This is a genomic window from Pseudomonas sp. NY11955 (assembly GCF_048068035.1).
Classification (GTDB): domain Bacteria; phylum Pseudomonadota; class Gammaproteobacteria; order Pseudomonadales; family Pseudomonadaceae; genus Aquipseudomonas.
Window position 1 is genome coordinate 549,349 of the sequence record NZ_JBLUPS010000003.1, and the last position, 24,765, is coordinate 574,113.

At 63.6% G+C, this 24,765-nt stretch carries 23 protein-coding genes; 16 read left to right on the plus strand and 7 right to left on the minus strand.

Going from position 1 to position 24,765, the window contains the following annotated elements:
- Window positions 1–13 precede the first annotated feature (13 nt).
- Together ACNFBR_RS08395 and metC are read left to right on the plus strand one after the other, a co-directional pair.
- On the plus strand, window positions 14–604 hold the full coding sequence (locus tag ACNFBR_RS08395; protein WP_416734466.1) for a cysteine dioxygenase: 591 nt from the start codon (window positions 14–16) through the stop codon (window positions 602–604).
- A 145-nt stretch (window positions 605–749) separates the two neighbouring features.
- Window positions 750–3,440 (plus strand): cystathionine beta-lyase, encoded by a 2,691-nt coding sequence (gene metC, locus ACNFBR_RS08400; protein ID WP_416734467.1) that lies wholly within the window; start codon window positions 750–752, stop codon window positions 3,438–3,440.
- On the opposite strand, the gene ACNFBR_RS08405 is transcribed toward metC, so the two are convergent.
- The 5 genes from ACNFBR_RS08405 to ACNFBR_RS08425 all read right to left on the minus strand — a co-directional run bounded on the left by ACNFBR_RS08405 (window position 3,441) and on the right by ACNFBR_RS08425 (window position 8,250).
- On the minus strand, window positions 3,441–4,454 hold the full coding sequence (locus ACNFBR_RS08405) for a methionine ABC transporter ATP-binding protein (RefSeq protein WP_416734468.1): 1,014 nt from the start codon (window positions 4,452–4,454) through the stop codon (window positions 3,441–3,443).
- Between the two features lie 42 nt (window positions 4,455–4,496).
- Window positions 4,497–5,267 (minus strand): MetQ/NlpA family ABC transporter substrate-binding protein, encoded by a 771-nt coding sequence (locus ACNFBR_RS08410; RefSeq protein ID WP_416734469.1) that lies wholly within the window; start codon window positions 5,265–5,267, stop codon window positions 4,497–4,499.
- A gap of 26 nt (window positions 5,268–5,293) precedes the next feature.
- The gene (locus ACNFBR_RS08415) at window positions 5,294–5,959 is read right to left on the minus strand and encodes a methionine ABC transporter permease (protein ID WP_416734470.1); all 666 of its coding nucleotides are present in this window, start codon (window positions 5,957–5,959) and stop codon (window positions 5,294–5,296) included.
- Window positions 5,960–5,968: 9 nt separating this feature from the next.
- Window positions 5,969–7,192 (minus strand): SfnB family sulfur acquisition oxidoreductase, encoded by a 1,224-nt coding sequence (locus ACNFBR_RS08420; protein ID WP_416734471.1) that lies wholly within the window; start codon window positions 7,190–7,192, stop codon window positions 5,969–5,971.
- Window positions 7,193–7,308: 116 nt separating this feature from the next.
- Window positions 7,309–8,250 carry a LysR family transcriptional regulator gene (locus ACNFBR_RS08425; protein WP_416734472.1) on the minus strand — a complete coding sequence of 314 codons (942 nt, stop codon included), beginning with the start codon at window positions 8,248–8,250 and terminating at the stop codon, window positions 7,309–7,311.
- A 142-nt stretch (window positions 8,251–8,392) separates the two neighbouring features.
- On the opposite strand from ACNFBR_RS08425, the gene ACNFBR_RS08430 reads away from it, so the two are divergent.
- From ACNFBR_RS08430 to ACNFBR_RS08440, 3 genes are all read left to right on the plus strand, one after another.
- Window positions 8,393–9,535 (plus strand): iron-containing alcohol dehydrogenase, encoded by a 1,143-nt coding sequence (locus ACNFBR_RS08430; RefSeq protein WP_416734473.1) that lies wholly within the window; start codon window positions 8,393–8,395, stop codon window positions 9,533–9,535.
- 44 nt (window positions 9,536–9,579) lie between these two features.
- Window positions 9,580–10,923 carry an MFS transporter gene (locus tag ACNFBR_RS08435; protein ID WP_416734474.1) on the plus strand — a complete coding sequence of 448 codons (1,344 nt, stop codon included), beginning with the start codon at window positions 9,580–9,582 and terminating at the stop codon, window positions 10,921–10,923.
- Window positions 10,924–11,200: 277 nt separating this feature from the next.
- Window positions 11,201–11,986 carry a 2-keto-4-pentenoate hydratase gene (locus tag ACNFBR_RS08440; protein ID WP_416734475.1) on the plus strand — a complete coding sequence of 262 codons (786 nt, stop codon included), beginning with the start codon at window positions 11,201–11,203 and terminating at the stop codon, window positions 11,984–11,986.
- On the opposite strand, the gene ACNFBR_RS08445 is transcribed toward ACNFBR_RS08440, so the two are convergent.
- The gene (locus ACNFBR_RS08445) at window positions 11,976–12,791 is read right to left on the minus strand and encodes a helix-turn-helix domain-containing protein (protein ID WP_416734476.1); all 816 of its coding nucleotides are present in this window, start codon (window positions 12,789–12,791) and stop codon (window positions 11,976–11,978) included. The genes ACNFBR_RS08440 and ACNFBR_RS08445 overlap by 11 nt on opposite strands.
- A gap of 106 nt (window positions 12,792–12,897) precedes the next feature.
- Between ACNFBR_RS08445 and ACNFBR_RS08450 the strand changes: the two genes are divergently transcribed.
- Both ACNFBR_RS08450 and ACNFBR_RS08455 read left to right on the plus strand, forming a co-directional pair.
- Complete coding sequence (locus tag ACNFBR_RS08450) at window positions 12,898–13,212, plus strand: DUF2834 domain-containing protein (protein ID WP_416734477.1); 315 nt, start codon at window positions 12,898–12,900, stop codon at window positions 13,210–13,212.
- 112 nt (window positions 13,213–13,324) lie between these two features.
- Entirely contained in the window at window positions 13,325–13,558 is a 234-nt protein-coding gene (locus ACNFBR_RS08455) for a hypothetical protein (RefSeq protein WP_416734478.1), read from the plus strand.
- A 73-nt stretch (window positions 13,559–13,631) separates the two neighbouring features.
- On the opposite strand, the gene ppk2 is transcribed toward ACNFBR_RS08455, so the two are convergent.
- Complete coding sequence (gene ppk2, locus ACNFBR_RS08460) at window positions 13,632–14,549, minus strand: polyphosphate kinase 2 (RefSeq protein ID WP_416734479.1); 918 nt, start codon at window positions 14,547–14,549, stop codon at window positions 13,632–13,634.
- A gap of 180 nt (window positions 14,550–14,729) precedes the next feature.
- Here ppk2 and pstS point away from each other — a divergent pair, with 180 nt between their 5' ends.
- The 9 genes from pstS to ACNFBR_RS08505 all read left to right on the plus strand — a co-directional run bounded on the left by pstS (window position 14,730) and on the right by ACNFBR_RS08505 (window position 24,692).
- Window positions 14,730–15,761, plus strand: a complete 1,032-nt coding sequence (gene pstS / locus ACNFBR_RS08465; RefSeq protein WP_416734480.1) for a phosphate ABC transporter substrate-binding protein PstS — start codon at window positions 14,730–14,732, stop codon at window positions 15,759–15,761.
- 70 nt (window positions 15,762–15,831) lie between these two features.
- On the plus strand, window positions 15,832–16,797 hold the full coding sequence (gene pstC / locus ACNFBR_RS08470; protein WP_416734481.1) for a phosphate ABC transporter permease subunit PstC: 966 nt from the start codon (window positions 15,832–15,834) through the stop codon (window positions 16,795–16,797).
- On the plus strand, window positions 16,797–17,690 hold the full coding sequence (gene pstA, locus ACNFBR_RS08475; protein WP_416734482.1) for a phosphate ABC transporter permease PstA: 894 nt from the start codon (window positions 16,797–16,799) through the stop codon (window positions 17,688–17,690). Before pstC ends, pstA begins: the two co-directional genes overlap by 1 nt.
- 50 nt (window positions 17,691–17,740) lie before the next feature.
- Entirely contained in the window at window positions 17,741–18,529 is a 789-nt protein-coding gene (gene pstB / locus ACNFBR_RS08480; protein WP_012272766.1) for a phosphate ABC transporter ATP-binding protein PstB, read from the plus strand.
- A 94-nt stretch (window positions 18,530–18,623) separates the two neighbouring features.
- Window positions 18,624–19,322 carry a hypothetical protein gene (locus tag ACNFBR_RS08485; protein WP_416734483.1) on the plus strand — a complete coding sequence of 233 codons (699 nt, stop codon included), beginning with the start codon at window positions 18,624–18,626 and terminating at the stop codon, window positions 19,320–19,322.
- Window positions 19,322–19,921 carry a hypothetical protein gene (locus tag ACNFBR_RS08490; protein WP_416734484.1) on the plus strand — a complete coding sequence of 200 codons (600 nt, stop codon included), beginning with the start codon at window positions 19,322–19,324 and terminating at the stop codon, window positions 19,919–19,921. The genes ACNFBR_RS08485 and ACNFBR_RS08490 overlap by 1 nt, the downstream gene beginning before the upstream one ends.
- A gap of 405 nt (window positions 19,922–20,326) precedes the next feature.
- On the plus strand, window positions 20,327–21,514 hold the full coding sequence (locus ACNFBR_RS08495) for a porin (RefSeq protein ID WP_416734485.1): 1,188 nt from the start codon (window positions 20,327–20,329) through the stop codon (window positions 21,512–21,514).
- 147 nt (window positions 21,515–21,661) lie between these two features.
- Window positions 21,662–22,825, plus strand: coding sequence for a nitric oxide-sensing protein NosP (gene nosP / locus ACNFBR_RS08500; protein ID WP_416734486.1), 1,164 nt, complete (start codon window positions 21,662–21,664; stop codon window positions 22,823–22,825).
- Entirely contained in the window at window positions 22,794–24,692 is a 1,899-nt protein-coding gene (locus ACNFBR_RS08505) for a NahK/ErcS family hybrid sensor histidine kinase/response regulator (RefSeq protein ID WP_416734487.1), read from the plus strand. Before nosP ends, ACNFBR_RS08505 begins: the two co-directional genes overlap by 32 nt.
- The last annotated feature ends 73 nt before the right edge of the window (window positions 24,693–24,765 follow it).

A 24,765-nucleotide genomic window follows, 5' to 3' on the forward strand; every position in this document is an offset into this window, starting at 1 on the left:
AGAGAAACCGATAATGTCCCGTGATTCCGTGATCCAGCCGTTTCTGGCGCAAGTGCGCGCTATTCATGAGCGTGGCGTCGACCGCGCCGCCTTGCAGCAGATCGTGCGCTTGCTCGAAGGCCTTGCCGAGCGCCGCGAACTGTTCAACTTCGAACGCTTCCCGGCACCGGACGCGACCACCGGCGAGACCCAGTTCCGCTACCGCCTGAACGACGATGGCGAGTCGCCGACCCTGTACGTCAACTCGCTGCTGCCGGGCAAGGCGACCCTGCCACACAACCACGAGACCTGGGCGATCATCGTCGCCGTCGAGGGGCAGGAGCTGAACCGGGTGTACCGCCGCGAAGATGACGGCAGCGACCCGGCCCGTGCGCGCCTGGCGCTGGAGCAGGAGATCGTGGTGCAGCCAGGGACCTCGGTGGCGTTCCTGGGCGAAGACCTGCATGGCATTCGTGTCGAGGGTGATCAGCCGACCTTGCACTTCCACCTTTATGGTCGGCCGCTGGAATCGCTTGAGAACCGTTACGGGGTCAAGGACGACGGCAGCGTGGTGAACTACAACAAATCACAGATGGCGCCTTCGATCGCGGCTTACGGCCTTTGATGTGTGTTGCCTGTGCCGGCCCCTTCGCAGCACAAGGCTGCTCCTACGGGGATCGCGTGCCACCTGTAGGAGCAGCCTTGTGCTGCGAAGGGGCCGGCACAGACAACCATTGCTCAACCCTGAAAACGACCACGGACTGCGTCCCATGACCTCCAGCATCACCCCCGCGCTTTTGCATGACTGGCTGTTCGACGGCCACGAAATCGCCCTGTTCGACCTGCGCGAGCACGGCCAATACGGCGAAGCTCACCTGTTCTACGCCGTGAACCTGCCGTACAGCCGGCTGGAAATCGAGGCCCCGCGCCTGGCGCCCAACCCACGGGTGCGTCTGGTGGTTTACGACGCAACCGGCGGCGAACTGGCGCAGCGTGGCGTGCAGCGCCTGCAGGCGCTGGGCTACACGGCCGTGCATTGGCTCGAAGGCGGCAGCCAGGCCTGGCAGGCCGCTGGCTTCGAACTGTTCGCTGGCGTGCACCTGCCCTCCAAGGCCTTTGGCGAGTTGGTCGAGCATGCCTGCCACACCCCCCGCATCAGCGCCCAGGAACTGGCCGAATGGCAACGCCAGGGCAAGCCGCTGGTGCTGCTCGATGGTCGGCCGCTGGACGAGTTCGCCAAGATGAACATCCCCGGCGCCACCTGCTGCCCCAACGGTGAACTGGGCTACCGCCTGGAAGACCTGGTGCATGACCCCAAAACACCGGTGGTGATCAACTGCGCAGGGCGCACCCGCAGCATCATCGGCGCGCAAACCCTGATCAACCTCGGCATCGACAACCCGGTCTATGCCCTGGAGAACGGCACCCAAGGCTGGTACCTGGTCGACCTGCCCCTGGAGCACGGTGGGCAACGCGGGTATCCGCCGCACAGCGGCCAGGCACTGGGGCGACAACGGGCACGTGCTACGGGGTTGGCGCACAAGGCCGGGGTGCAGTGGGTGACGGCGGCGCAGGTTAAAGCCTGGCAGCAGGATGCACAACGCTCGCTGTTCCTGTGCGATGTGCGCACGCCGGAGGAATTCGCCGCCGGCAGCCTGCCCGGCGCGCAGCATTGCCCAGGCGGGCAACTGGTGCAGGGCACTGACTTGTACATTGGCGTGCGCAAGGCGCGGGTAGTGCTGTTCGATGGCGACGGTGTGCGCGCCCCGGTGGTGGCCAGCTGGCTGAAGCAGATGGGCCATGAAGCGTACGTGCTCGAAGGCGGCCTGGGCAGTGGCCTGGCATTACCGGCAACGCCGCCGTTGCCAGTCACCTTGGCCCAAGCCTGCGCTGAAGAACTGGAGGGCGCCGTGCTGCTGGACCTGCGCCCGAGCACGGCCTACCGCAAGCGCCACCTGCGCGGCGCCCAGTGGGCGATACGCCCAGGGCTGGCCGAGCAGGTGCGTGAGCAGCCTGGGCGCCTGGTGTTCATTGCCGACGACCCTCGCGTCGCCGAGTTGGCAGCCAGCGAACTGCCTGATACACAGCGCCGCGCCGCGCGCCTGTTCCCCCAGGCGTTGCTGGCCGAATGGCCGCAGGTCGCGGACGACACCTTGTTGCCGGACGCCGCGTGCATCGATTTCCTGTTCTTCGTCCATGACCGACACGCTGGCAACAAGGAGGCGGCACGCCGCTACCTGGCCTGGGAAACCGGGCTGATCGCGCAGATGAGTGCCGCCGAGGTTGCCAGCTTCACACCGCTGACGCACAGCGACCCGGTCGCGACACGGCTGGTGCATGCCGGGCGTGGCGAAGCGGGCCAAGGTGCCCACGGCGTCAACCCACCGGTCAGTCGCCTGAGTACCGTGCTGTTCGACAGCGTCGCCGAGCAGCGTGAAGCGCGTAGCCACCGGGACCAGCAACGGGTGCTCAGCTACGGTGCCCGCGGCAACCCCACGGCCTTTGCCCTCGAAGACCTGGTCAGCGAACTGGAAGGCGGCTACCGCTGCAAGTTGTTCGCGACCGGGCTGCAAGCCATCGCTCAGACCTTTCTCGCCTACTTGCGCCCCGGCGACCATGTGCTGCTCAGCGACGGGGTGTATGGCCCGGTGCGGCGCCTGGCGCGCGAGCTGCTGCAGCCGTTCGGGGTGCAGGTCAGCTATTTCGCCGCCGATGGCCAGGGCCTGGAGGCCGCGTTGCGCCCGAACACGCGCATGGTCTACAGCGAGAGCCCGAGTTCGTTGCTGTACGAGCTCATTGACCTGCCGGCCATGGCGGCGTTGTGCAAGCCGCGCGGGATCCTGCTGGCGGTCGACAACACCTGGGGTTCGGGTTACCTGTACCAGCCGTTGGCGTTGGGCGCCGACATCTCGGTCATGGCCCTGACCAAGTACGTGGGCGGGCACAGTGACGTGATGATGGGCAGCGTGTGCACCACCCGCCAGGCCTTCGCCGCCTTGTCGCGCAGCAGCGATACCTGCGGCTGCACGGTCAGCCCGGACGATGCCTGGTTGGTGCTGCGGGGGGCGCGCAGCCTGGCCAGCCGCATGGCCGTGCACGGGCACCAGGGCCTGGAGATCGCCCACTGGCTGCAGGCACGCGAGGACGTGGCGCGGGTGTATCACCCGGCGTTGCCGGAGCACCCGGGCCACGCCCTGTGGCGGCGCGACTTCAAGGGCAGCAATGGCCTGCTCAGCCTCGAACTGGCCGACGCCAGCCTGGGCCGGGCAGAAGCGTTCATCAATCGCCTGCGCCTGTTCGGCATTGGCGCCTCCTGGGGTGGCTACGAAAGCCTGGTGACCCTGGCCGAGCTGGGCGAGCGCAGCTTCGCAACGCCCGTGCGCGGCGCGTTGGTGCGCCTGCACGTGGGCCTGGAAGCGCTCGGCTCGCTGCAGCGCGACCTCGACCAGGCGCTGCGCTGATCAGGCCCACTCGGCGCGGTCAGCCAGCACGCTGGCCTGGCGCAACAGCTCGTCGTCTGGCGTCGCACTGGCGATGGCCAGGCGCAGTTGACCAAGGTAGCGCCCCTGGATTGGCGCGATCGAGCCGCAGAACAGGCTGACCCCATCGCCCAACGCGGCGCCGATGGCTGCCAGGTCGGGCTTGAGCCCTTTGCCGCCGGTGTAGTGCAAGTCGAGGTAGCGCTTGCCGGTGCCGAGGGGCTGCGCTGCAGGCGTGCCTTCGCCGAGCAGGATACGGCTGACGGCGTGCCTGGGGTTGCCGAACACTTCCCACACCGCGCCGGTCTCGACGATTCGGCCTTGCTCTAGCACTGCCACACGATCGCACAGGTCGCGGATCACCTGCATTTCGTGGGTGATCAGAACGATGGTCAGGCCCAGCCGCTGGTTGATGCTGCGCAGCAGGTCAAGGATTGCCTGGGTGCTTTCCGGGTCCAGCGCCGAGGTGGCTTCGTCGCACAGCAGGATTTGCGGCTCCAGCACCAGCGCCCGGGCAATGCCGACGCGTTGCTTCTGGCCGCCGGACAGTTGCGCGGGGTATGCGCCGCCCCGGCCGGCCAGGCCGACCAGGCGCAGCAGTTCTTCCACCCGGGCGCTGCGCTGTGCTTGCGGCACCCCGGCCATGCGCATCGGCAGTTCGATGTTTTCGGCCACCGTGCTGTTGGCCAGCAGGTTGAAGTGCTGGAAGATCATCGCCACCTTGCGCCGCAGGGCGTGCAAGGGTTTGCCGTGCAGCCCGGCGATGTCCTGGCCGTCGATCAGTACCTGCCCGGCGCTAGGCGCCTCCAGGCGATTGAGCAGGCGCAGCAGCGAGGACTTGCCCGCGCCGCTGCGGCCGATGATGCCGAACACCTCGCCCCGGCGCACCTGCAGGTCGATGGCGTCGAGTGCGCTGACCGCGCCATAGCGTTTGTGGATGCCGCGCAGGCACAGGTGGGCATCGGTGGGCTGGATTTGCTGCTGGTAACGGCTCATGTTCAGGTTCCATGCCCGCCGTGAACGGCGGGCGTCGTGGGTTTAGAAACCAGGGGCGATCTGGCCTTTGTAGCGGGTCAGGATGAAGTTGCGCACTTCGGGGGAATTGAGTGCCTTGGCCAGTTTCTGGATACCTGGGTCCTGCAGGTTGTCGGGGCGGGCGACCAGGTATTCCACGTACAGGTCCTTGCCTTTTTCCACGATCAGCGCGCTGTTGGTATCGATACCGGCCTCCAGTGCGTAGTTGGCGAAGACGAAGGCGAGGTCGACCTGTTTCACCGAGCGGGCCAGCATGGCGCCTTCCAGTTCGCGGATCTTCAGGTGGTGGGGGTTGTCGATGATGTCTCGCTGGGTGGACTGCGGGTTGGCCGGGTCCTTCAGCTTGAGCAGGCCGGCCTCGGCCAGCAGCACCAGGGCGCGGCCAGTGTTCACCGGGTCGTTGGGGATGGCGACGCTGGCGCCATCGGGGAGTTCGGCCAGGGTCTTGTACTTGGCCGAATAAGCGCCAAAGGGCTCGATGTGCACACCCACCACCGGCACCAGGTCGGTGTGCCGGGTCTTGTTGAAGTCATTGAGGAACGGCCGGTACTGGTAGTAGTTGGCGTCCAGGTTCTTCTGTGCCAGTTGCAGGTTGGGCTGGATGAAGTCGTTGAACACCTTGATGTCCAGGTCGACCCCTTGCTTGGCCAGTGCCGGTTTGACGAACTCGAGAATTTCCGCGTGCGGCACCGGCGTGGCGCCGACCACCAGGTGTTCGGCGGCCTGGGCACTGAAGGCGAACAAAGCGGCAAGGGCGGTGAGGGTCTTTTTCATGGTCGGTACCTGAGAAGAGTAGGGGGTCAACGGCGGGTGAAATGTCTTACCAGGCGGTCACCGCTCATCTGCAGCACCTGCACCAGCAGGATCAGCAGCAGGACGGTGACCACCATCACATCGGTCTGGAAACGTTGGTAGCCGAAGCGGATCGCCAGGTCGCCCAGGCCGCCGCCGCCGATGACGCCGGCCATGGCGGTGTAGTCGACCAGCACGATGGCAGTGACGGTGACCGCCGCGATCAGCCCGGTGCGCGCTTCGGGCAGCAGGGTGTAGCGGATGATCTGCGCGATGCTGCCACCCATGGCCTGGCTGGCTTCGACCAGGCCGCGGTCCACTTCGCGCAGGGCGGTTTCCACCAGGCGGGCGAAGAAGGGTGTGCAGCCGACCACCAGCGGTGGAATGGTGCCCTTCACCCCCAGCGAAGTGCCGGTCAGCAGGGTGGTCAGCGGAATCAGCACGATCAGCAGGATGATGAACGGCAGCGAGCGCAGCACGTTGACCACCACCGACAGGCTCCGGTACAGCGGGCCATGGGCCAGCAGCTGACGTTGCCCGGTCAGGTACAGCAGTACGCCAAGGGGCAGGCCCAGAAGCACGGTAAAGCCTAGCGCGGCGCCCAGCATGCTCAGCGTTTCCAGGCAGGCCTGGGCGATTTCCGCCCAGTCGACGTTGCTCAGCAGGTCGTTCATAGGGTGGCCTCAGTTCCAGTCGTGGCGAGGCGGCTTGATGCCGTTCAATGCCCAGTTGCCGACCAGGTGGTACTTCCAGCGCACCGGGTCGTGCAGGGTGTGCACGCGGGCGTTGCGCCAGTGGCGGTCGAAGTTGTGGCGAGTCAGCGACGAGCGCGTGCCGCCCAGCTCGAACAAGCGGTTGCTGGCTTCGATAGCCGTCTCGGTGGTCAGCACCTTGGCTTTGGCCACCGCTAGCGAAGCCAGGGCCACGTTGTCTTCGTCGGGTGCGGGTTTGGCCGCATCCAGGGCCTGGCCTGCGCGTTCGAGCAGCGCCTCGGCGGCCTCCTGGCGAATCTCCAGCGAGCCGACCTGGATGATGGTCAATGGGTCTTCGCTGGCCTTGTCGACCTGGGCATCGATCCACGGCCGGGCATGCTCGCGCACGAAGGCGATGGTGTCGTCCAGTGCTGCGCGGCCGATGCCGGCGTCGATGGCGGCCGTGGTCAACTGGGCGAAGGGGCCGGCGAGAGTCGGGCTCTCGTAGGAGCGGTAGCTGGGGAACAAATTGAAGGCCGGCACCCGCAGGCCGTCGAGCAGCACCGTGCCGCTGGACGTGGTGCGCTGGCCCATGCTGCTCCAGTCATCGACGATCACCAGGCCGGCGCTGCCACGTTGCACGAAGGCCAGTTGGGCACGGTCCTGTTCATCCAGTGCCAGCACGCCTAGCCAGTGGGCATACAGCGAGCCGGTGCAATAGCCCTTGCGCCCGTCGATGCGGTAGCCATCGCCTTCGGCGACCAAGCGTGTGCGGATGTCCTGGACGGTCTTGCCGCCGGTTTCCGACAGCGCATTGGCAAAGCGGTGGCCTTGCAGTACCAGGCCGTAGAAGTAGCGTTGCTGTTCTGGCGTACCTTGCAGGCGGATGTCTTCGAGCAGGCAATAGTGGTTTTGTGGAATTTGCCCAAGCGACGGGTCGGCCGCCGAGACGATGGCGATCACCCGGGCGAGCGTGGCGAACGAGACCTCGGCGCCTCCGTAGGCTCGCGGCACGGTGATGCCCCACAACCCGCTGTTGGAAAAGGCGTCGACAATGTCAGCCGGCACTTCGCGGTTGCGGTCGCGTTCGGCTGCACCCTCGCGCAGCAGTTCGGCGACTTGATGGGCGACGGAGAGCGCCTCGGCGTCATCGCGGATGATGTGCGCCGCTGGCGTGCGGATGTCGTAGTTGGCGGAAACGGTAGGGTCAGGCATGAGCAACTCGTCGTGTAGTCGGATAACTTCACTTTGCAGCTGCTGTGCCAACCTTTAAACCCAATGAAATCAGCCTTTTAGCTTAGGGTTTCGGGTGCTATCTGCCTGAAACCCAACTAACTGTTGTTGCACTGTCGGCCCTGCAACAGCAGCAGTTCGGTGAGCTTGTCCATGGCCGGAGTGGCCTGGCTGCCTTTACGGGTAACCAGCTCGTAGGGGTCGCTGACCGAGCCCATGTTCAAGGGCAGTATGCTGACCTGTTGATTCATCGCACATTGCCGGGCCACGTCGATCGACACCAGCGCGACGAAGTCGGGGCGGTTTTGCAACAGCGACAAGGTCGCCAGGATCGACGTGGTTTCGACCAGGTGCAGCGGGAAGCGCAGCCCGGCATCGTGGAATTCGCGCTCCAGTTGCACGCGCATCGGCATGTTGGCCCGGTACACGATCCAGCGGCTTTCGGCCAGCTCGGCCAGGCTAAGGCTGGGCGCATGCTTTAGCGGGTGGTCGAAGTTGGCGATGACTGCCAGGGTTTCATCCTGGACAAAGGTGCTGGCGAACAGCTGTGGTGTGTTGCTGACACTGGTGCGGCACAGGGCGATGTCCAGGCGGCCGCTTTCGATCTGCGCCAGCAGTGACTGGCTGGTGTCCTCGATGATTTCGAACGACATCTGCGGTTGGATGCTGGCCAGCTGTGACACGGCCTTCATCAGCAGCGGCACGGCGCCCATGATCGCCCCCACCGCCAGCCGGCCGCCGACCCCACGCAGGATGGCATCCAGGTCATGCCGCAGGTTGGCGATATCGGTTTGCAGCACGCGTGCGTAGCGGATGGCGCAGTGCCCGGCGGCCGTGGGTTCCAGCCCGCGATTGGTGCGGTTGAACAGCAGGCTGCCGAAGGTGGTTTCGATTTCCTGCAGTGCCTTGCTGGCACCAGGCTGGGTGAGCCCGACGCTGCTTGCCGCACCGAGCAGCGAGCGGTGCTCGTCCAGCTCGATCAACAAACGCAGGTGGCGGGCATGCAGGCGGGACATGATCGAATTGAGCGATGGGGTCATCTGGTATGTGCTCTAGTTATACCGATATGGATAGTTGTCAATACCATGGTCAGCCGCGCATTCCTATACTGGCGCTGCACAGTGTCGCATCCAATGCGGCCGAAACACCCAGAACAATAACATCAGGAGCCTGCCAAGCCTTATGTCGCTGATCAATTACATCACTCAGATCCAATTCGATATTGGCGCCATTGCACGCCTTCCCGCCGAATGCGAGCGCATTGGTATAACCAAGCCTTTGATCGTGACCGACCGTGGCGTACGCGCTGCCGGTATTGTCGATACGGCGTTGAACACCTTCGGCGACAGCACCGTGCAACTGCCGATTTATGACGGTACGCCACCCAACCCCAACGAGAATGCGGTGCGTGAAGCCGTGGCCATGTTCAAAGAGTGCGGCTGTGACGGCATCATCGCCATTGGCGGCGGCTCGGCGATTGACCTGGCCAAAGGCGTGGCCGTGTGTGCCCGGCACGACGGCCCATTGAAAAGCTTTGCGGTGATCGAGGGCGGGCTGGCGCGCATCACCCCGGCAACCGCGCCGGTGATTGCCGTGCCGACCACCGCTGGCACGGGCAGCGAGGTAGGGCGGGGCGCCATCCTGATTCTGGATGACGGGCGCAAGGTGGGGGTGATTTCGCCCCACGTGGTGCCCAAGGCCGCCATCTGTGACCCGGCACTGACCCTCGGCCTGCCGGCACCGCTCACGGCGGCCACCGGCATGGATGCGATTGCCCACTGCCTGGAAACCTTCATGGCACCTGCGTTCAACCCGCCTGCCGACGGCATTGCCCTGGATGGCCTGTGGCGTGCCTGGCGCTTCATCGAAACCGCCACCCGCGAACCGGGCAACCTGGACGGGCGCATCAACATGATGAGTGCTTCGCTGCAAGGCGCGCTGGCCTTCCAGAAAGGCCTGGGTTGCGTGCACAGCCTTAGCCATGCGCTGGGCGGGATCAACCCGCGCCTGCACCACGGCACCCTCAATGCGATCTTCCTGCCCGCCGTCATCAGCTTCAACCGCCAGGCCGAAACGGTGCTGAACGAGCACAAGATGCAACGCATCGCCCAGGCGATGGGGCTGGCTGACGATAGCCAGATCGAAGCGGCCATCCGCGAGATGACCCGCACCCTGGGCCTGCCGACTGGCTTGCGCGAGCTTGGCGTGAGCGAGGACCTGTTCCCGCGCATCATCCACGGCGCGCTGGCCGATCACAGCCACCGCACCAACCCGCGTGAGGCGTCTGCCGAGGACTACCAATGGTTGCTTGAAGCGTCCATGTAAGCCGTTGCTCGCGGTTCTTTTAATAACAACAAAAGTGAACGCCCATGAATAGCAAATATGCGCAAGCCGAGCTTGCAGGCGCGCCGGAAGCGGTCGCCAGTGCGAACCCGTTCAGAAAGTACCAGGTCATCACCGTCAGCCTGTTGCTGGTGATCGGCATCATCAACTACGTCGACCGCAGTGCGTTGTCGATTGCCAACACGTCGATCCAGCGCGACATGGGCATCACGCCGTCACAGATGGGCATTCTGCTGTCGGCGTTTTCCCTGGCGTACGCCTTTTCGCAACTGCCCCTGGGTATGATCATCGACCGCCTGGGCAGCAAGATCTCGCTGGGGGCGGCCCTGCTGGGTTGGTCGGTGGCGCAGACGGCTTCTGGCCTGATCAACAGCTTTGCCGCATTCATCGGGCTGCGGGTGGTGCTGGGGATTGGCGAAGCGCCGATGTTCCCGTCGGCGGCCAAGGCGCTGGCGGAGTGGTTCGAGGCCGAGAAACGGGGTACGCCGACCGGTATCGTGCTGTCGTCGACCTGCATCGGGCCGTGCCTGGCGCCGCCGTTGCTGACATTGTTGATGGTCACCTGGGGCTGGCGTGGCATGTTCATCGTCACAGGGGTGTTCGGCATTCTGGTCGCCGCCTGCTGGTTCGCCTTCTACAAAAGCAAGGCGCGTTACCTGGCCGAACTGCCGGCCGAGGAGCGTGAGCGGCTGCTGGCGACCCAGGCGCATAACCAGCCGGTGGCGAGCGCCAGGCCGAGCCTGCGGGCACAACTGGCAGCGTGGGCCGAGCTGTTCCGCCACAAGAGCACCTGGGGCGCGGTCTTGGGTTTCATGGGCGTGATCTACATGCTGTGGTTGCACCTGACCTGGCTGCCGGGCTACTTCGAGCGCGAGCATGGCTTGAGCCTGTACCAGACGGCCTGGGTGGTTTCGCTGGCCTATGTGTTCGGCGCGCTGGGTACCATTGTCGCGGGCCGCATCTGCGACCGCCTGGTAAAGAACGGCGCCAGTGTGCTGGGTAGCCGCAAGCGGGTAGTGGTGGCTGCGTTGTTCGCGGCGGCGGCATTCACCGTTCCACTGTCGTTCGGCAGCGGCTTCATGCTCAGCGTGGCGCTGCTGTGCTGCGCGCTGTTCAGCGTGAACATGGCCAGCTCCACCGCCTGGATGATTGCCAACACCGTGGTCGACAGCCGGCGTGTGGCCTCGTTTGGCTCGATCCAGAACTTCGGGGGCTACCTGGCCGGCTCGGTGGCACCGATCGTGACCGGATTCAGCATCCAGCAGACCGGCTCGTTCGCTTCGGCATTCCTGATCAGCGCAGCGGTGGCAGCGGTGGCGGCGATGGCTTACGTACTGTTGCTGAAGCAGCCGATATCCAACGACCAATGACCCCCACGCCAGCGCAATCCCTGTAGGAGCAGCCTTGCGCTGCGAAGAGGCCGGCAAGGCTAAAGAATCGCTTTGGCTGCAATGACCTCTTCGCAGCACAAGGCTGCTCCTACCGGGTGACGCGGTAGCCTGGGTGACGGTGCAAGACAGATGCACCGCTTCGGGGAGGCTGTTCATAACAACTTGTTATGCCAGGCATCATGACAATATATTTATCCTTATCAATTTCATGCCCTAGCCTCTGTTGCCCACCATCGCCCATTTCCATGAGGTCTTGATGAACAGTTCGCTCTTCGTACACCAACGCACCGCAGCCTTGCTACTGCAGCACTGGCGCAGCGGTGACCTGCTGACGGAACTGCCCGCCAGCCTCAAGCCCGAGACATTGAAGCAAGGCTATGACAGCCAGGACCAGTTGTTTGCCGCTGCCGCTGGCCAGCGTGCGGGGTGGAAGCTGGGCGTCGGCAGCCCCGCAGCCATGCGTGCTGCCAATTTGTCGCAGCCTTTGGTTGGCCAACTGGCGGCCGGGCGTTGCCATGCAGATGGCGCGCACATCCAACTGCCAGCCATTACACCGGTGACCATCGAGTGCGAGATCGCTTTCGTGCTCGATCGTGATATCCCGCCGCACGCTGGGCGGGCCCCGGTCAGCGAGGACATCCGCGCTACCTGCGTCACCTTCGAAGTGGTGCGCTCGCGTTTCGTCGATCGCAAGGCGGTCGGCTGGCCGAGCTTCGTGGCGGACAACGTAGGTTTCGAGGCACTGGTGGTCGGCAGCAGCCTGGGCGCAGGCATCGCTGTACCGCTGTTGGCCGACCTGGCCGAGACCACCGAGGTGTATGTAGACGGCGTGTTACGGGCGCGTGGCTTGTCGGGCGAGGCGGCTACCGATCCGCTGGTGTCGCTAGCCCACCTTTATGCACATGCAGCCGAACGTGGCCAGACCTTGAAGGCAGGTGATGTGGTGACCACGGGCGCCATGTGCCAGCCATTCGACTTGAACGGAACCGGGCACCGGATCAGCGCCAGGTTCCTTGGCCAGGAGCTGTCGTTCACGCTGTAACGGCCGACCATTGCTCGTATGCCGCCAGCATCCGCTGGCGGGTCTGTGCATCGGCAGGTATCAGGTGTTCGATGCGCAGCGATTGCACGGTGATGTCCTGCGGCATGCCGAAGGTGGTGAAGGTGGACAGGAACCTCAGCTCGCCATAGGGGCTATGCACACGCGTCAGCAGCACTGGCGTGGCAGCCGCTTCGAGCGGGCTGCCCGGAGCCGGCAGTTCGCGCATGCGCGCTGCCAGGACCGGGTTGTCGGCAGCCTCTCTGGACGCGCGTTGCCAGGCCACGGCACGAATTTCCTGCGCATTGGCCAGATGATCGCCCAGGCCGCCGGGGCAGAGCAGTGTCTGCAGCAGGTTGAGGCCTGTGGCCGGCTGTGCTGTAACGCCGGCCATCGCCAACAAGAGCCCGGTACTGGTATTGGCGGCGATGACGTCCCAGTTGCTGTCGATGACGATCGCAGGTGCGGGGTTGTTGACCTGCAGGATGTGTTCGATGGCGGCATGCACCAGCGCCAACTCGGGCGCATCGAGTGGCGAGGCCGCGTAGCGGGGCGCGTAGCCGGCAGCGACGAATACTTCATTGCACCGCTCCAACGGCGCGCCAAGGGCCGAAAGCAGCGCATGCAAGGTGCTCGGGCTGGCCTTGGCCCGCCCGGTTTCCACGCAGCTCAAATGACGCTGCGACAGCCCGGCCAGCAGGGCCAGTTCCAGTTGGCTGAGGCTGGCCTGCCGGCGCAGGTGACGTAGGTGCTGGCCTGCAGAGGTGTGTGGGGCAGGGGTGTTTCGATGGAACGGATGCGGATTCATGCGTTGCCCTGATCGTCCTTGAGTGCAATGTCCATGACCTCACTGGTCATTGAGCGCTGACAACCCTATCACTACTGTGCCCGCAAACCCTACCAAGGAGAACGCTATGGGCTTGCGTACCTGCGCGCTGGCGGTGCTGGTGCTGTTTACGCTGTATACCGGCTGGACGATGCTGATTGCCGAGCAATCACTGCTGGCGTTCGGGCTGGCGCTGTTGTCCCGGCCGGACACCGCACAGGTGGTCATTGACCTGTACCTGATGGCGGGGCTGGCTGGCTTGTGGATGGTGGGGGACAACCGCCTACGGGGCAGCGCCGGTGTCTCGGTGCTGCCTTACCTGCTGCTGACCGTTGTCTTCGTTTCGCTGGGGCCGTTGCTGTACCTGGTGATCAGAGGCGTTGACGGAGGGCGACAGCCATGAGCGATGCCTTGCAGGTGTACGCGCTGTGCGCTGGTGAAGGGGCAAAGTTTGCATGAGTCAACTTGATGCTTTCCCGCATTGCTACTAATACTTAGGTACTGCCGGGAGAGGGATGATCATGCAGACGCGCTTTGTGGTGGTTCCAGCTGTGCCGCTCAAGAAAGAAATCTACCCACGCAACCTTGGCTTTCCCGCCACATTGGCGGCGGGCTATGACTTGTATGACACGCAAGAAAAGCTGCGTCTGAGCCTGCACTACCCGACACGCGCCGAAGCTGAATTCCACTGTGCATCCCGCAACAGTTGCCAGGATGCCGATGAGGCGGATATCGCGGGAAATGGTTGAGCCCTGTGCAACATTGATACATGCAGAAAGCCTAGGGCCGCCAGGCGGCCCCAATATGTTGGGCTGACAGGCATCAATATATCTGCGGCACGATGATGTCCATCGGCGTCGGGCTGCGGATGTAGTCCTCCTTCCTGACCCGTTGCGGCAGCTCGATCATCGGCACTTCCACTTCTTCATAAGGCATTTGCCCCAGCAGGTGGTGGATGCAGTTGAGCCGGGCTTTTTTCTTGTCGTCGGCCTGTACCACCCACCAGGGCGCCTCGGCGATGTGGGTGCGCTCAAGCATGATTTCCTTGGCCTTGGTGTAGGCCTCCCAACGCCGGCGTGACTCCAGGTCCATGGGGCTGAGCTTCCATTGCTTGAGCGGGTCGTGCAGGCGGCTGAGAAAGCGCAGGTGTTGTTCCTGGTCGGAAATGGAAAACCAGTACTTGATCAACTGGATGCCTGAGCGGGCGAGCATGCGTTCGAACTCCGGCACCGTGCGGAAAAACTCCTCGTACTGGTCGTCGTTGCAAAAGCCCATGACCTTTTCCACGCCGGCACGGTTGTACCAGCTGCGGTCGAACAGCACGATTTCGCCGGCCGCCGGCAAATGTGGCACATAACGCTGGAAGTACCATTGCGTGCGTTCGCGGTTATTGGGAGCGGGCAGGGCGGCCACCCGACAGACACGGGGGTTGAGGCGCTGGGTGATGCGCTTGATCACGCCACCCTTGCCGGCAGCGTCGCGACCCTCGAACAGGATCACTACCTTGTGGCCGGTCTTGACCACCCAGCTTTGCAGCTTTACCAATTCGCCTTGCAGGCGGAACAGCTCGCGAAAATATGTCCTGCGTGCGGCCTTTTCACTGCCATCTTCGACATGTTCATCAAACAGCGCATTCAGGTCATGGCCGTCTTCGGCCAGTTCCAGCTCCAGTTCTTCATCACTGTGGTCAAGCAACTCGCGGTGGATGCGCCGCATCAAGGCGTGTTCTGTGGCAGTCATGGCAAAGGCTCGCGTCAGGGGATGGCCAAGTGATAGTCCGCTTCGGTTACCAAGGCATGACATCAAGCTGCCGTCATGGCACAGGTAAAAAGCTCTAACACGGGGGGTGCCACTCAACAGTCACAAAGCTGTAACACAGCTGATGCAAAGTGTGCCGGCCATCACACGGAGCACTTTTTGATGAAACGCCTGATGAAGTCTGCTGCACTCGCCGTTGCGGTTTCCCTTTGCGCCACTTCGGCAGCCTTTGCTGCAGAAAACGTCCGCCTGACCGGTTCCGGCGCCAGCTTCCCTGCACCGATCTACCTGACCTGGTTCAAAGACTTCAGCAAGAACACTGCTGGCGTCACCGTTGACTACCAGTCCAAAGGCAGCGGGGCGGGTGTTCAGGACTTCCTGAACAAGACCGTCGACTTCGCCGCCAGCGACTCGGCCATGAGCGAAGCAGACATTGCCAAGGTTGGCGAAGGCGTGCAGTTGCTGCCAATGACCGCCGGTGAAATCGTCCTGGCTTACAACCTGCCAGGCAACCCGAAAGGGCTGAAGCTGCCGCGCGACGTGTACTCCAACATCTTCCTCGGCAAGATCACCCAGTGGAACGACCCGCAGATCGTCGCGGCCAACCCTGAGCTGAAACTGCCTGCCACCCCGATCACCGTGGTCGTGCGTGCCGACTCCAGCGGTACCACCGCGGTCTTCACCAAGCACCTGTCGGCCATCAACGCTGACTTCAAGCAAGGGCTGGGTGAAGGCAACACCGTCAACTGGCCGGCCACCGACAAGTTCATCAAGTCGCCGAAGAACGATGGCGTAACCGCCACCGTCCGCCAGACCCCAGGCGCCATCGGCTACATCGAGTACGGCTTCGCCAAGCTGGCCAAGGTCGACTTCGCCGTGCTGCAGAACAAGGCTGGCCAATACGTTGTGCCGAACGCCGAAAGCGGTGCCGAAGCACTGGCTGCAGTGAACATGCCGGAAAACCTGGTGGCCTGGCTGCCTGACCCGGACGGTGCCAAGTCCTACCCGATCACTTCCTACACCTGGATGATCTTCCGCAAGGACAACGGCAACCCGGAAAAGGCCAAGGCCATGCGTGAAATGGTCGAGTACAGCCTGACCAAAGGCCAGACCATCGCCGACTCGATGGGTTACATCCCGCTGCCTGCCTCGGTCGTCGACCAGGTACGTAAAGCGTCCGCCAACATCCAGTAATACCCAGGCGCTCCCGGTATCGGCATGAAGCCATGCCGGGGGTGTTTGTCCCTTGTCCCGGAACTTGCCCATGAACACACCCTTTGCCATACCGGATAACCCGGACTCCGCGTGCCAGCCACCGTCTGCGAAAGACTTCCTGGTCGATCGCACCTTCCGTGCGCTTGCACGCATTGGTGTGGTGCTGGTGCTGGCGTTGGTCTTCGCGCTGGTCTACGAAGTAGGCCGCAAGGCACTGCCGGGTATTGAAAAGCACGGTTTTGACGTGCTGTTCGGCAGCGTCTGGGACGTCAACCAAGGCAAGTACGGTATTCTGCCAGCGATCTGGGGCACGCTTTACAGCGCCTTGATCGCCCTGTTGATCGCCGGTTTCTTCGGCGTCAGCATGGCCATTTTCCTGACCCAGGATTTCCTTCCGGCCAGGCTCGCCGCAGTGTTTCGCACCATCGTCGAGCTGCTCGCCGCCATCCCCAGCGTGGTCTATGGCCTGTGGGGCATCTACGTGGTCATCCCGGCGATTCGCCCGCTGACCGCCTGGTTGAACAGCGAGCTGGGCTGGATCCCGTTTTTCGGCACCTCCCTTAGCGGCCCGGGCTTGCTGCCTGCGGCGCTGGTACTGGCGATCATGATTCTGCCGACCATCGCGGCGGTTTCCCAGGATGCGCTGACCAGCGTGCCGATGAAAACCAAGCAGGCTGCCTACGGCATGGGCACCACCCACTGGGAAGCCATCCTCAAGGTGATGGTGCCATCCGCCGCTACCGGCATCTTCGGCTCGTTGGTGCTGGGCCTGGGCCGCGCACTGGGTGAAACCATGGCGTTGGCCATGCTGGTCGGCAACGCCAACACCATTTCCCTCTCCTTGTTCGCCCCGGCCAACACCCTGGCGGCGCTGCTGGCGCTGAACTTCCCGGAAGCCGGCCCGAACGAGGTCGAAGTGCTGATGTACGCGGCACTGGTGCTGATGTTCATCACCCTGCTGGTGAACGTGCTTGGCTCGATGATCATGCTCTACGCCCAGCGGGGTAACAAATAATGACTGACTTGACGACCCCTGTAACCGCTTTGCCCAGCTTGCAGCGCAAGCTGGAAGGCCGTGCCCTGCGCAGCCTGGTGTTGACCACCCTGGCCTGGTTGGCGGCACTGGTGGCCAGCGTGCCGCTGATTTCCGTGCTGTACATGCTGATCACCCGTGGCGGTGCGCGCCTTAACCTGGAAGTGTTCACCGAGCTGCCGCCGACCGGCTTCGAGATGGGTGGCGGCTTTGGTAACGCCATGGCCGGTACTTTCGTCATGGTCGGCATTGCTGCCGCCATCGCAGTACCGGTCGGTATCCTGGCAGCGGTGTTCCTGGCCGAGCTCGGCCCCGACAGCAAGCTGGCCAACGCCGCGCGTTTTGCCGCCAAGATGCTCACCGGCCTGCCGTCGATTCTGGCTGGCGTGTTCGCCTACGCCCTGGTGGTGATGACCACCGGTACCTACTCGGCACCGGCAGGGGGTGTGGCCCTGGCAGTACTGATGCTGCCGATCGTGGTGCTGACCGCGGAAGAGTCGATGAAGATGGTGCCCAAGATCATGAAGGACGCCGCCTACGGCATGGGCTGCACCCGCGCCCAGGTGATCTGGAAGATCGTTCTGCCCACCGGCCTGCCAGCCATCCTCACCGGCGTCATGCTGGCCGTGGCCCGCGCCGCTGGCGAAACCGCGCCACTGCTGTTCACCGCTCTGTTCAGCAACTACTGGATCTACCACGACGGTAGCCTGGCAGTCATGAACCCTACGGCCTCGCTCGCCGTGCTGATTTACAACTTCTCCGGCATGCCGTTCGACAACCAGCTCGAGCTCGCCTGGGCGGCCTCGCTGGTGCTGGTAATGATCGTGCTGGTCATCAACATTCTGAGCCGAGTCTTCGGCAAGCCCAAGTATTGAGAAAGGGAGCATCCAACTTGAACGTATCCACTGCGCAAAGAGCCGCTCCCATGGTCAGTGAAGCTACCCCGATCGTCATGGACTGCAAGCTGGACAAGATTTTCTACGGCAACTTCATGGCCGTGCGTGACAGCCATGTACCGATCCGCAAGAACGAGATCACCGGCTTCATCGGGCCATCGGGTTGCGGCAAGAGTACCGTGCTGCGTAGCCTCAACCGCATGAACGACCTGGTGAAGGGCTTCCGTTTCGAAGGCCATGTGCACTTCCTGGGCCAGGACGTCTATGGCAAGGGCGTTGACCCGGTGGTGGTGCGCCGCTACATCGGCATGGTGTTCCAGCAGCCCAACCCGTTCTCGATGAGCATCTTCGACAATGTGGCCTTCGGCCTGCGCCTGAACCGCTACAAAGGCGACCTGGGCGATCGCGTGAAGCACGCCTTGCAAGGCGCCGCGCTGTGGGACGAAGTGAAGGACAAGCTCAAGGTCAGCGGCCTGTCGCTGTCCGGCGGCCAGCAGCAGCGCCTGTGCATTGCCCGCGCAATTGCCACCGAACCGGAAGTGCTGTTGCTGGACGAGCCGTGCTCGGCGCTCGACCCAATCGCCACCCGGCGCGTGGAAGAGCTGATGGTCGAGCTGAAGAAGGACTACACCATCGCGCTGGTGACCCACAACATGCAGCAGGCGATTCGTGTGGCCGACACCACGGCGTTCTTCTCGGTCGATATTTCCCAGGGCACGCGCACCGGCTACCTGGTCGAAATGGGCCCTACCGCACAGATCTTCCAGAACCCGCGCGAACAACTGACCAGCGACTACATCAGCGGCAAGTTCAGCTGAGCCCTGCATGCCCAAGGTGGTCGGGTGTTGCAGCCAGGGAGGCTGCAACACCCGGCCGCGTTACCTTCCGTTAAAGTGTTACCCGGGATTTCCAATGCGAGCGACGCGTCGTCTAGATCTGTCAGCGGTAGAGCGCGCACTGCGCGAAGTGCAGGGCCGCTTTGCCGAACTCAGCCAGCATTTCACCGAACCGCGGGATCCGTTTACCGACGAGGTGCTGCTGAATGTGCTTGAAGGCTATGCCCTGATTGACGACTATGTCGCTCGCGGTATCGACCTTTTCGACCTGCAGCAGCTGAACCTGATGCTGGAAATCAACGCCACCGTGCTGTGCGGCAGCGACCCGGCCCGCCGCCTGGAATTCGCCCCGCACCTTGCCGCAACCGAGGCACATTTTTTCAACAACGTGGAAGGTGGCATCAAGGATTTGTACAACTGGTACTGCTCGTACCGCAGCGATTCGATCTGGAAGCGGGCAGCCGGTGTCTATGTACGTATCCTCAGCAAGCCGCAGCTGTTCATCGAAGGCAACAACCGCACGGGTTCGCTCATCGTCAGCTACTTGCTGATGCGTGCCGGGCTGCCGCCATTCGTGCTGTCGCTGGATAACGCCGAGGGTTACTTCAACCCGTCCTCGGTCATACGCAACTCCGCTAAACACGGTGTCAAGGCTTTGTACGAACTCCCCAAGATCAAGAAAAAGTACGCCGCCTTCCTTGAAGCGAAGGCGCCTGAGCCCGGCAAGTTCTTCCTCGGCGGCACGCCCGTGTCTGCCTGTGAGGGGTGCCGCTGATGCAACCTTCATCCCTGTTCGCGCGCGGGCGCCAGGCCATCGAACGCAAGCTCAAGCGTGGCCAAGTGCGCATTTCGTTCGATATCGACGACACGCTCGCCTGCCTGCCCGAGCACGCTGCCGCCGAAGACAGCAAGCTGCCGACCTTCGTCCACCGTTGCCTGGGCGAACCTCTGCGCAGCGGCACCCGTTCGCTGATTCGCGACCTGCGCCGCCAAGGCTGCAGCATCTGGATTTACACCTCGTCCGGGCGCACCCCGGCCTACATCCGCCGCTGGTTGATGCTTTACGGCATTCATGTCGATGGCGTGGTCAACAGTGACCGGCACCAGCACATCCTGGCCCAGAACGGCCTTGAGAACTCACCCTCGAAGTTGCCCTCGGCGTTCGACATCGACCTGCATGTCGATGATTCCGAAGGCGTGCGCCTGGAAGGTGTCGACCACGGGTTCCGCGTGGTGGTTGTATGCCCGAAGGACGAGAACTGGGCGCAGAAAGTGATAGACGCGGCTGTCGATGTACAGGCCCGTCTGGCTTGGCAGCAGCCGCACCGCTATGAGATGCCGGTGCGCCAGCGCTCGCAGGCGCTTGCTTCCTGAGGGCTTGCCCGTTTCCACAAGTCCAGCGCAGCCCTTCTGGTCGGCGCCGAACCTGTAGGAGCAGCCTTGCGCTGCGAAGAGGCCATTGCAGCTGAAGATAATCTTTAGCCCTACCGGCCTCTTCGCAGCACAAGGCTGCTCCTACAGGTTCGGCGCCAACCAGAACAGCGAGCCCGCGAAGGGCCGCGAGGCGGCCCCCGTTCGTTCAAGCGTATCGATACCCGCCTGCTACTGATGCGTACACCCTAAGTCTTGCACCCCGGACCAGGCAGGTACTGGGTCCGAATCATCACGCCATCCCCGCCGCTCCAAAGCACCCACCCAATCGCGCCAAAGCAGCGTATCTGGCTATTTGCCCAGTTCTGATAATCGCCTCCGACATCCAGTCCCCGTTTGGAGCGCGCCATGCACAACAACAATAAGCACCTGCCGCCTCGTTTTCTGGCAGCCGCCATCGCCAGCTTTTCTGCCCTGGGCCTGAGCGCTGTCGCCCAGGCCGAGATCATGCTGTACGACAAGGACCAGACGACGTTTTCCACCGATGGCTATATCAACGCCTTCTACGTCAACAGCAAGGTCGACCGCGAGGGCGAGCAGTTCGACCGCCGTCAGTCGCGAGTGAAGATGGGTTTCCTGCCCAACTACATTGGCTTCAACATGGGCAAGCAGGTGGATGACCTGAAGCTCGGCGCGCGTGCCTCGTTCTGGGTAACCATCAACGACAGTGAAACCAACGGCACCGACACCGCCATCGACGTGCGCCAGTTCTATGGCACGGTAGCCAACCCCGAGTGGGGCGAGGTGCTGATCGGCAAGGACTTCGGGCTGTTCGCCCGCTCCAACATCCTGCTCGACGAACTGCTGGCCGGTTATGGCCAGGTCAGTGACACCCTGGGGCTGGTGGATGGCGGCGGGGTGTCGTTCGGCAACATCGGCAGCGGCTACCCGTACCCGTTCCCCACCTCGCAGATCACCTACCGCACGCCGGTGATGGACGGCCTGCGAGTGGCCGTGGGCATCATGGACCCGGTGGACACCAACGACAGCAGCCCCACCGGCAAGGCCTACCAGGAAAACCCACGCACCGAGAGCGAGATCACCTACCAGTTCGACCTGGCTGGGGCGCAGATCTACAGTTGGGTCAACGGCAGCTACCAGACCTCCGACAATACGGACTCGACAGTAGAGACGATCACATCCAAAGGGGTGGGTTACGGGGTGCAGGCAAAAATGGGCGGCTGGTCGCTGACCGGCTCGGGGTTCCAGGCCAAGGGCATCAACCCGTTCTTCACCAACAATGCCGGCGAGCCGGTATTGCGCAATGTCGACAGTGACGGCTACCTGCTGCAGGGCTCGTACAAGTTCGGCAAGAACCGCGTGGCGCTGTCGTATGGCAAGACCAAGGACGATGGCAATGGCGCGGTGGGCAGCGGGGCGGACTACGAGACCCGTGGCGTGGCGTTGTTCCACGATGTCAACGACAACCTCAAACTGGTGGCCGAGTACAACCAGTTCTCCATCGACGGGCATGACACCAGTGCACAGAACGAAGACACCGATACCTTTGCCGTGGGCGCGGTGCTGACCTGGTGAATTGCCGGGGGCCGCGAAGCGGCCCCAGCAATTACAGGCTAACAACAGTACTCCCATGGAAGCGCCTACCCGCTACCCAAGTAGCATTCGTCCCCCGTACCCACCTTCGTACACTGACCCCTCAGCCACCCCGCGCCGGAGACCACGATGCAGCAGGCTCAAAACGACGGTGTGGTCAGCGCCATGTCCCAGGCAACCGACGCACGCCTGGCAGCCCAGGACCTGGCGCGGCAGTTGCTACACCCGCACTTGGGTTTCGTGCTGTTCTTCTGTTCCGCCGAATACGACTTGCAGGCCTTGGGCGAAGCGTTGGAGCAGGACTTCGGCGGTATCCGCCTGGTCGGTTGCACCAGCGCCGGCGAAATCACTCCGCTGGGTTACGGCCGCAATTGCGTCACGGCGGTGGGCTTCGATCACCGGCATTTCTCCATCGCCACCGCGCTGATCGATGAAATGGAGCACTTCAGCCTGATCGACGCGCAGCAGATGGTCGAGCGCCTGGTCGGCACCTGCCGCAGCAATACCTTGGCGCCAATCAAGGGCCACAGTTTTGCCCTGACCCTGCTCGATGGTTTGTCCAGCCGCGAGGAGATGGTACTGACCGCCCTCAGCGCGGCGCTGGGGGACATCCCGCACTTCGGTGGCTCGGCCGGTGACGACAACTACCTGCATCGCACCCATGTGTACTACGCCGGTGCATTCCACAACGGCGCGGCCGTGGTGGTGCTGGTCAACACCTGGCTCGACTTCGAAGTGTTCACCACGCATCACATCTTGCCGCGCCAGGAAAAGCTGGTGGTTACCGGTGCCGACAGTGCCCAGCGCCGGGTCTTCGAACTGAATGCCGAGCCCGCTGCCGAGGAGTACGCCCGCCATATCGGCGTGCCGGTGGCCGCGCTCGATCACCGGGTGTTCGCCGCCCACCCGCTGGCCGTGCGCATTCATGATCAGTACTACGTGCGGGCGATCCAGCAAGTGCACCCGGACCTGAGCCTGAGTTTCTACTGCGCGGTGGAGAACGGCATCGTGCTCACGGCCATGACCCCGGGCCCGCTGTTGCCGAACCTGCACCAGTTGTTCGAAGGCCTGCACCAGCGGCTCGGCCCGTTGCTGCTGACCATCGGCTGCGATTGCTTCCTTCGGCGCCTGGAACTGGAGGCCCGGCACGGCCTGGAGCCGGTCGGCGCGTTCCTGCGCGAGCAACGGGTGATTGGCTTCAACACCTACGGAGAACAGTTCAATGGCATGCACATCAACCAGACCTTCACTGGGGTCGCCATTGCCCGCAACCGGCCGCCTGTCGGTCGCTGAACTGCAGGCCGAGGTTACCCGGCTGCAGCGCCAGAACCACAAGCTGCAGCGCATCAATGGCGCGCTGATCGAACGCATCGAGTCCGGCGTCACCCGTGGCAACGACCCTTACGCCGCTTTCCAGCATTCGGTGGTGCTGGCCGAGCAGGTGCGTGAACGCACTGACGCGCTGAACCAGGCCATGGCCGAACTCAAGGCCGTCAACCGCCTGCTCAGTGAGGCCCGGCAGCGCGCCGAGACAGCCCACCAGCACCAGATTCGCCTGATCACCGACAACGTTCCGGCACTGATCGCCTACCTGAACGCCGACCTGGTCTACGAGTTCACCAACAAGGTTTACGAAGAATGGTATTGCTGGCCGCACGGCGTGATGCTTGGCCAGAGCCTGCGCGAGGCCCACAGCGAGCAGCACTACCAGCGCCTGGAGGCTTACGTGGCGCGGGCGTTGGCGGGGGAAAGCGTCACCTTCGAGTTTGCCGAAACCAACATCAACGGCCAGGAGCGCTACATGCTGCGCTCCTATGTGCCGAACCGCCTGGCCAGTGGCGAGGTGGTGGGCATCTTCGTGCTGATCCGCGACATCACCGAGCGCCGCAACACCGCACAGGCGCTGCACCAGGCCTATCAGCACCTGGAGCAACGGGTGCGCGAACGCACCGCCGAACTGACCAGCCTCAACGATCAGTTGCTGCGCGAAATCGAAGAGCGCAGCCAGGCCGAGTCGCGCCTGCGCGAGGCCAAGCGCGAGGCCGAACAGGCCAACCTGTCGAAAACCAAGTTCCTGGCTGCGGTCAGCCATGACCTGTTGCAACCGCTGAACGCGGCGCGGCTATTCACCAGCGCGTTGCTCGAACGCCGCGAGCCGCAGAACGCTGCCCACCTGGTGCGTAATGTCAGCAACTCGCTGGAGGATGTGGAGAACCTGCTAGGCACCCTGGTGGATATTTCCAAGCTCGATGCCGGCGTCATCAAGGCCGATGTCGCCCCGTTCGCCCTCAGCGAGCTGATGGACAACCTCGCCGCCGAGTATGCCCAGGTGGCGCGCAGCGAGGGGCTGGCGCTGCACTTCGTCGGCTGTTCCGCCGTGGTGCGCAGCGACATTCAGCTGCTGGCGCGCATTCTGCGCAACCTGCTCAGCAATGCCATTCGCTACACCCACAGCGGGCGCGTGGTGCTGGGTTGTCGGCGCCAGCGCGGCGGCCTGCGGATCGAGGTGTGGGACAGCGGTATCGGCATCGCCGAGGAGCATCTGGAGGACATGTTCCTGGAGTTCAAGCGCGGTGATGTGCAGCGCCCGGATCAGGACCGCGGGCTGGGCCTGGGCCTGGCGATCGTGGAGAAGATCGCCGGCATCCTCGGCCACAGGATCCGCGTGCGTTCCTGGCTTGGCAGAGGTTCGGTATTCGCGGTGGAGGTGCCGCTGAGCGCCAGCGCGCCCAAGGTCCAGCCGAGCCAGGCGCTTTGCGAACCGATGCTCGAACGCCTGCGCGGGGCGCGGGTGTGGGTGCTGGACAACGATGCGGCCATTTGCGCCGGCATGCGCACCTTGCTGGAGGGGTGGGGCTGCCAGGTGGTCACGGCGCTGTCGGAGGAAGACCTGGCGCGCCAGGTGGACAACTACCACGCCGAGGCCGACCTGCTGATCGCCGACTACCACCTGGACAACGACTGCAACGGTGTCGATGCCGTAGCGCGGATCAATGCCCGCCGCGCTCAGCCGTTGCCGGCGCTGATGATCACCGCCAACTACAGCAACGACCTCAAGCAACAGATTCGTGAGCTAGGCCACACCCTGATGCACAAACCGGTGCGGCCGATGAAGCTCAAGACGGCGATGAGCCATTTGTTGGCCAACAACGTGACATAGCTGCCGGCCTCTTCGCGGGCAAGCCCGCTCCCACAGAGCCTGTGCAGACCTCAATGATGTGCAATACCTGTGG

Bases quoted from the DNA above. Each gene is read 5' to 3' on its own strand.
- ACNFBR_RS08395 (WP_416734466.1), top strand. From the start codon at position 14: ATGTCCCGTGATTCCGTGATCCAGCCGTTTCTGGCGCAAGTGCGCGCT.
- metC (WP_416734467.1), top strand. From the start codon at position 750: ATGACCTCCAGCATCACCCCCGCGCTTTTGCATGACTGGCTGTTCGAC.
- ACNFBR_RS08405 (WP_416734468.1), bottom strand. From the start codon at position 4,454: ATGAGCCGTTACCAGCAGCAAATCCAGCCCACCGATGCCCACCTGTGC.
- ACNFBR_RS08410 (WP_416734469.1), bottom strand. From the start codon at position 5,267: ATGAAAAAGACCCTCACCGCCCTTGCCGCTTTGTTCGCCTTCAGTGCC.
- ACNFBR_RS08415 (WP_416734470.1), bottom strand. From the start codon at position 5,959: ATGAACGACCTGCTGAGCAACGTCGACTGGGCGGAAATCGCCCAGGCC.
- ACNFBR_RS08420 (WP_416734471.1), bottom strand. From the start codon at position 7,192: ATGCCTGACCCTACCGTTTCCGCCAACTACGACATCCGCACGCCAGCG.
- ACNFBR_RS08425 (WP_416734472.1), bottom strand. From the start codon at position 8,250: ATGACCCCATCGCTCAATTCGATCATGTCCCGCCTGCATGCCCGCCAC.
- ACNFBR_RS08430 (WP_416734473.1), top strand. From the start codon at position 8,393: ATGTCGCTGATCAATTACATCACTCAGATCCAATTCGATATTGGCGCC.
- ACNFBR_RS08435 (WP_416734474.1), top strand. From the start codon at position 9,580: ATGAATAGCAAATATGCGCAAGCCGAGCTTGCAGGCGCGCCGGAAGCG.
- ACNFBR_RS08440 (WP_416734475.1), top strand. From the start codon at position 11,201: ATGAACAGTTCGCTCTTCGTACACCAACGCACCGCAGCCTTGCTACTG.
- ACNFBR_RS08445 (WP_416734476.1), bottom strand. From the start codon at position 12,791: ATGAATCCGCATCCGTTCCATCGAAACACCCCTGCCCCACACACCTCT.
- ACNFBR_RS08450 (WP_416734477.1), top strand. From the start codon at position 12,898: ATGGGCTTGCGTACCTGCGCGCTGGCGGTGCTGGTGCTGTTTACGCTG.
- ACNFBR_RS08455 (WP_416734478.1), top strand. From the start codon at position 13,325: ATGATCATGCAGACGCGCTTTGTGGTGGTTCCAGCTGTGCCGCTCAAG.
- ppk2 (WP_416734479.1), bottom strand. From the start codon at position 14,549: ATGACTGCCACAGAACACGCCTTGATGCGGCGCATCCACCGCGAGTTG.
- pstS (WP_416734480.1), top strand. From the start codon at position 14,730: ATGAAACGCCTGATGAAGTCTGCTGCACTCGCCGTTGCGGTTTCCCTT.
- pstC (WP_416734481.1), top strand. From the start codon at position 15,832: ATGAACACACCCTTTGCCATACCGGATAACCCGGACTCCGCGTGCCAG.
- pstA (WP_416734482.1), top strand. From the start codon at position 16,797: ATGACTGACTTGACGACCCCTGTAACCGCTTTGCCCAGCTTGCAGCGC.
- pstB (WP_012272766.1), top strand. From the start codon at position 17,741: ATGGTCAGTGAAGCTACCCCGATCGTCATGGACTGCAAGCTGGACAAG.
- ACNFBR_RS08485 (WP_416734483.1), top strand. From the start codon at position 18,624: ATGCGAGCGACGCGTCGTCTAGATCTGTCAGCGGTAGAGCGCGCACTG.
- ACNFBR_RS08490 (WP_416734484.1), top strand. From the start codon at position 19,322: ATGCAACCTTCATCCCTGTTCGCGCGCGGGCGCCAGGCCATCGAACGC.
- ACNFBR_RS08495 (WP_416734485.1), top strand. From the start codon at position 20,327: ATGCACAACAACAATAAGCACCTGCCGCCTCGTTTTCTGGCAGCCGCC.
- nosP (WP_416734486.1), top strand. From the start codon at position 21,662: ATGCAGCAGGCTCAAAACGACGGTGTGGTCAGCGCCATGTCCCAGGCA.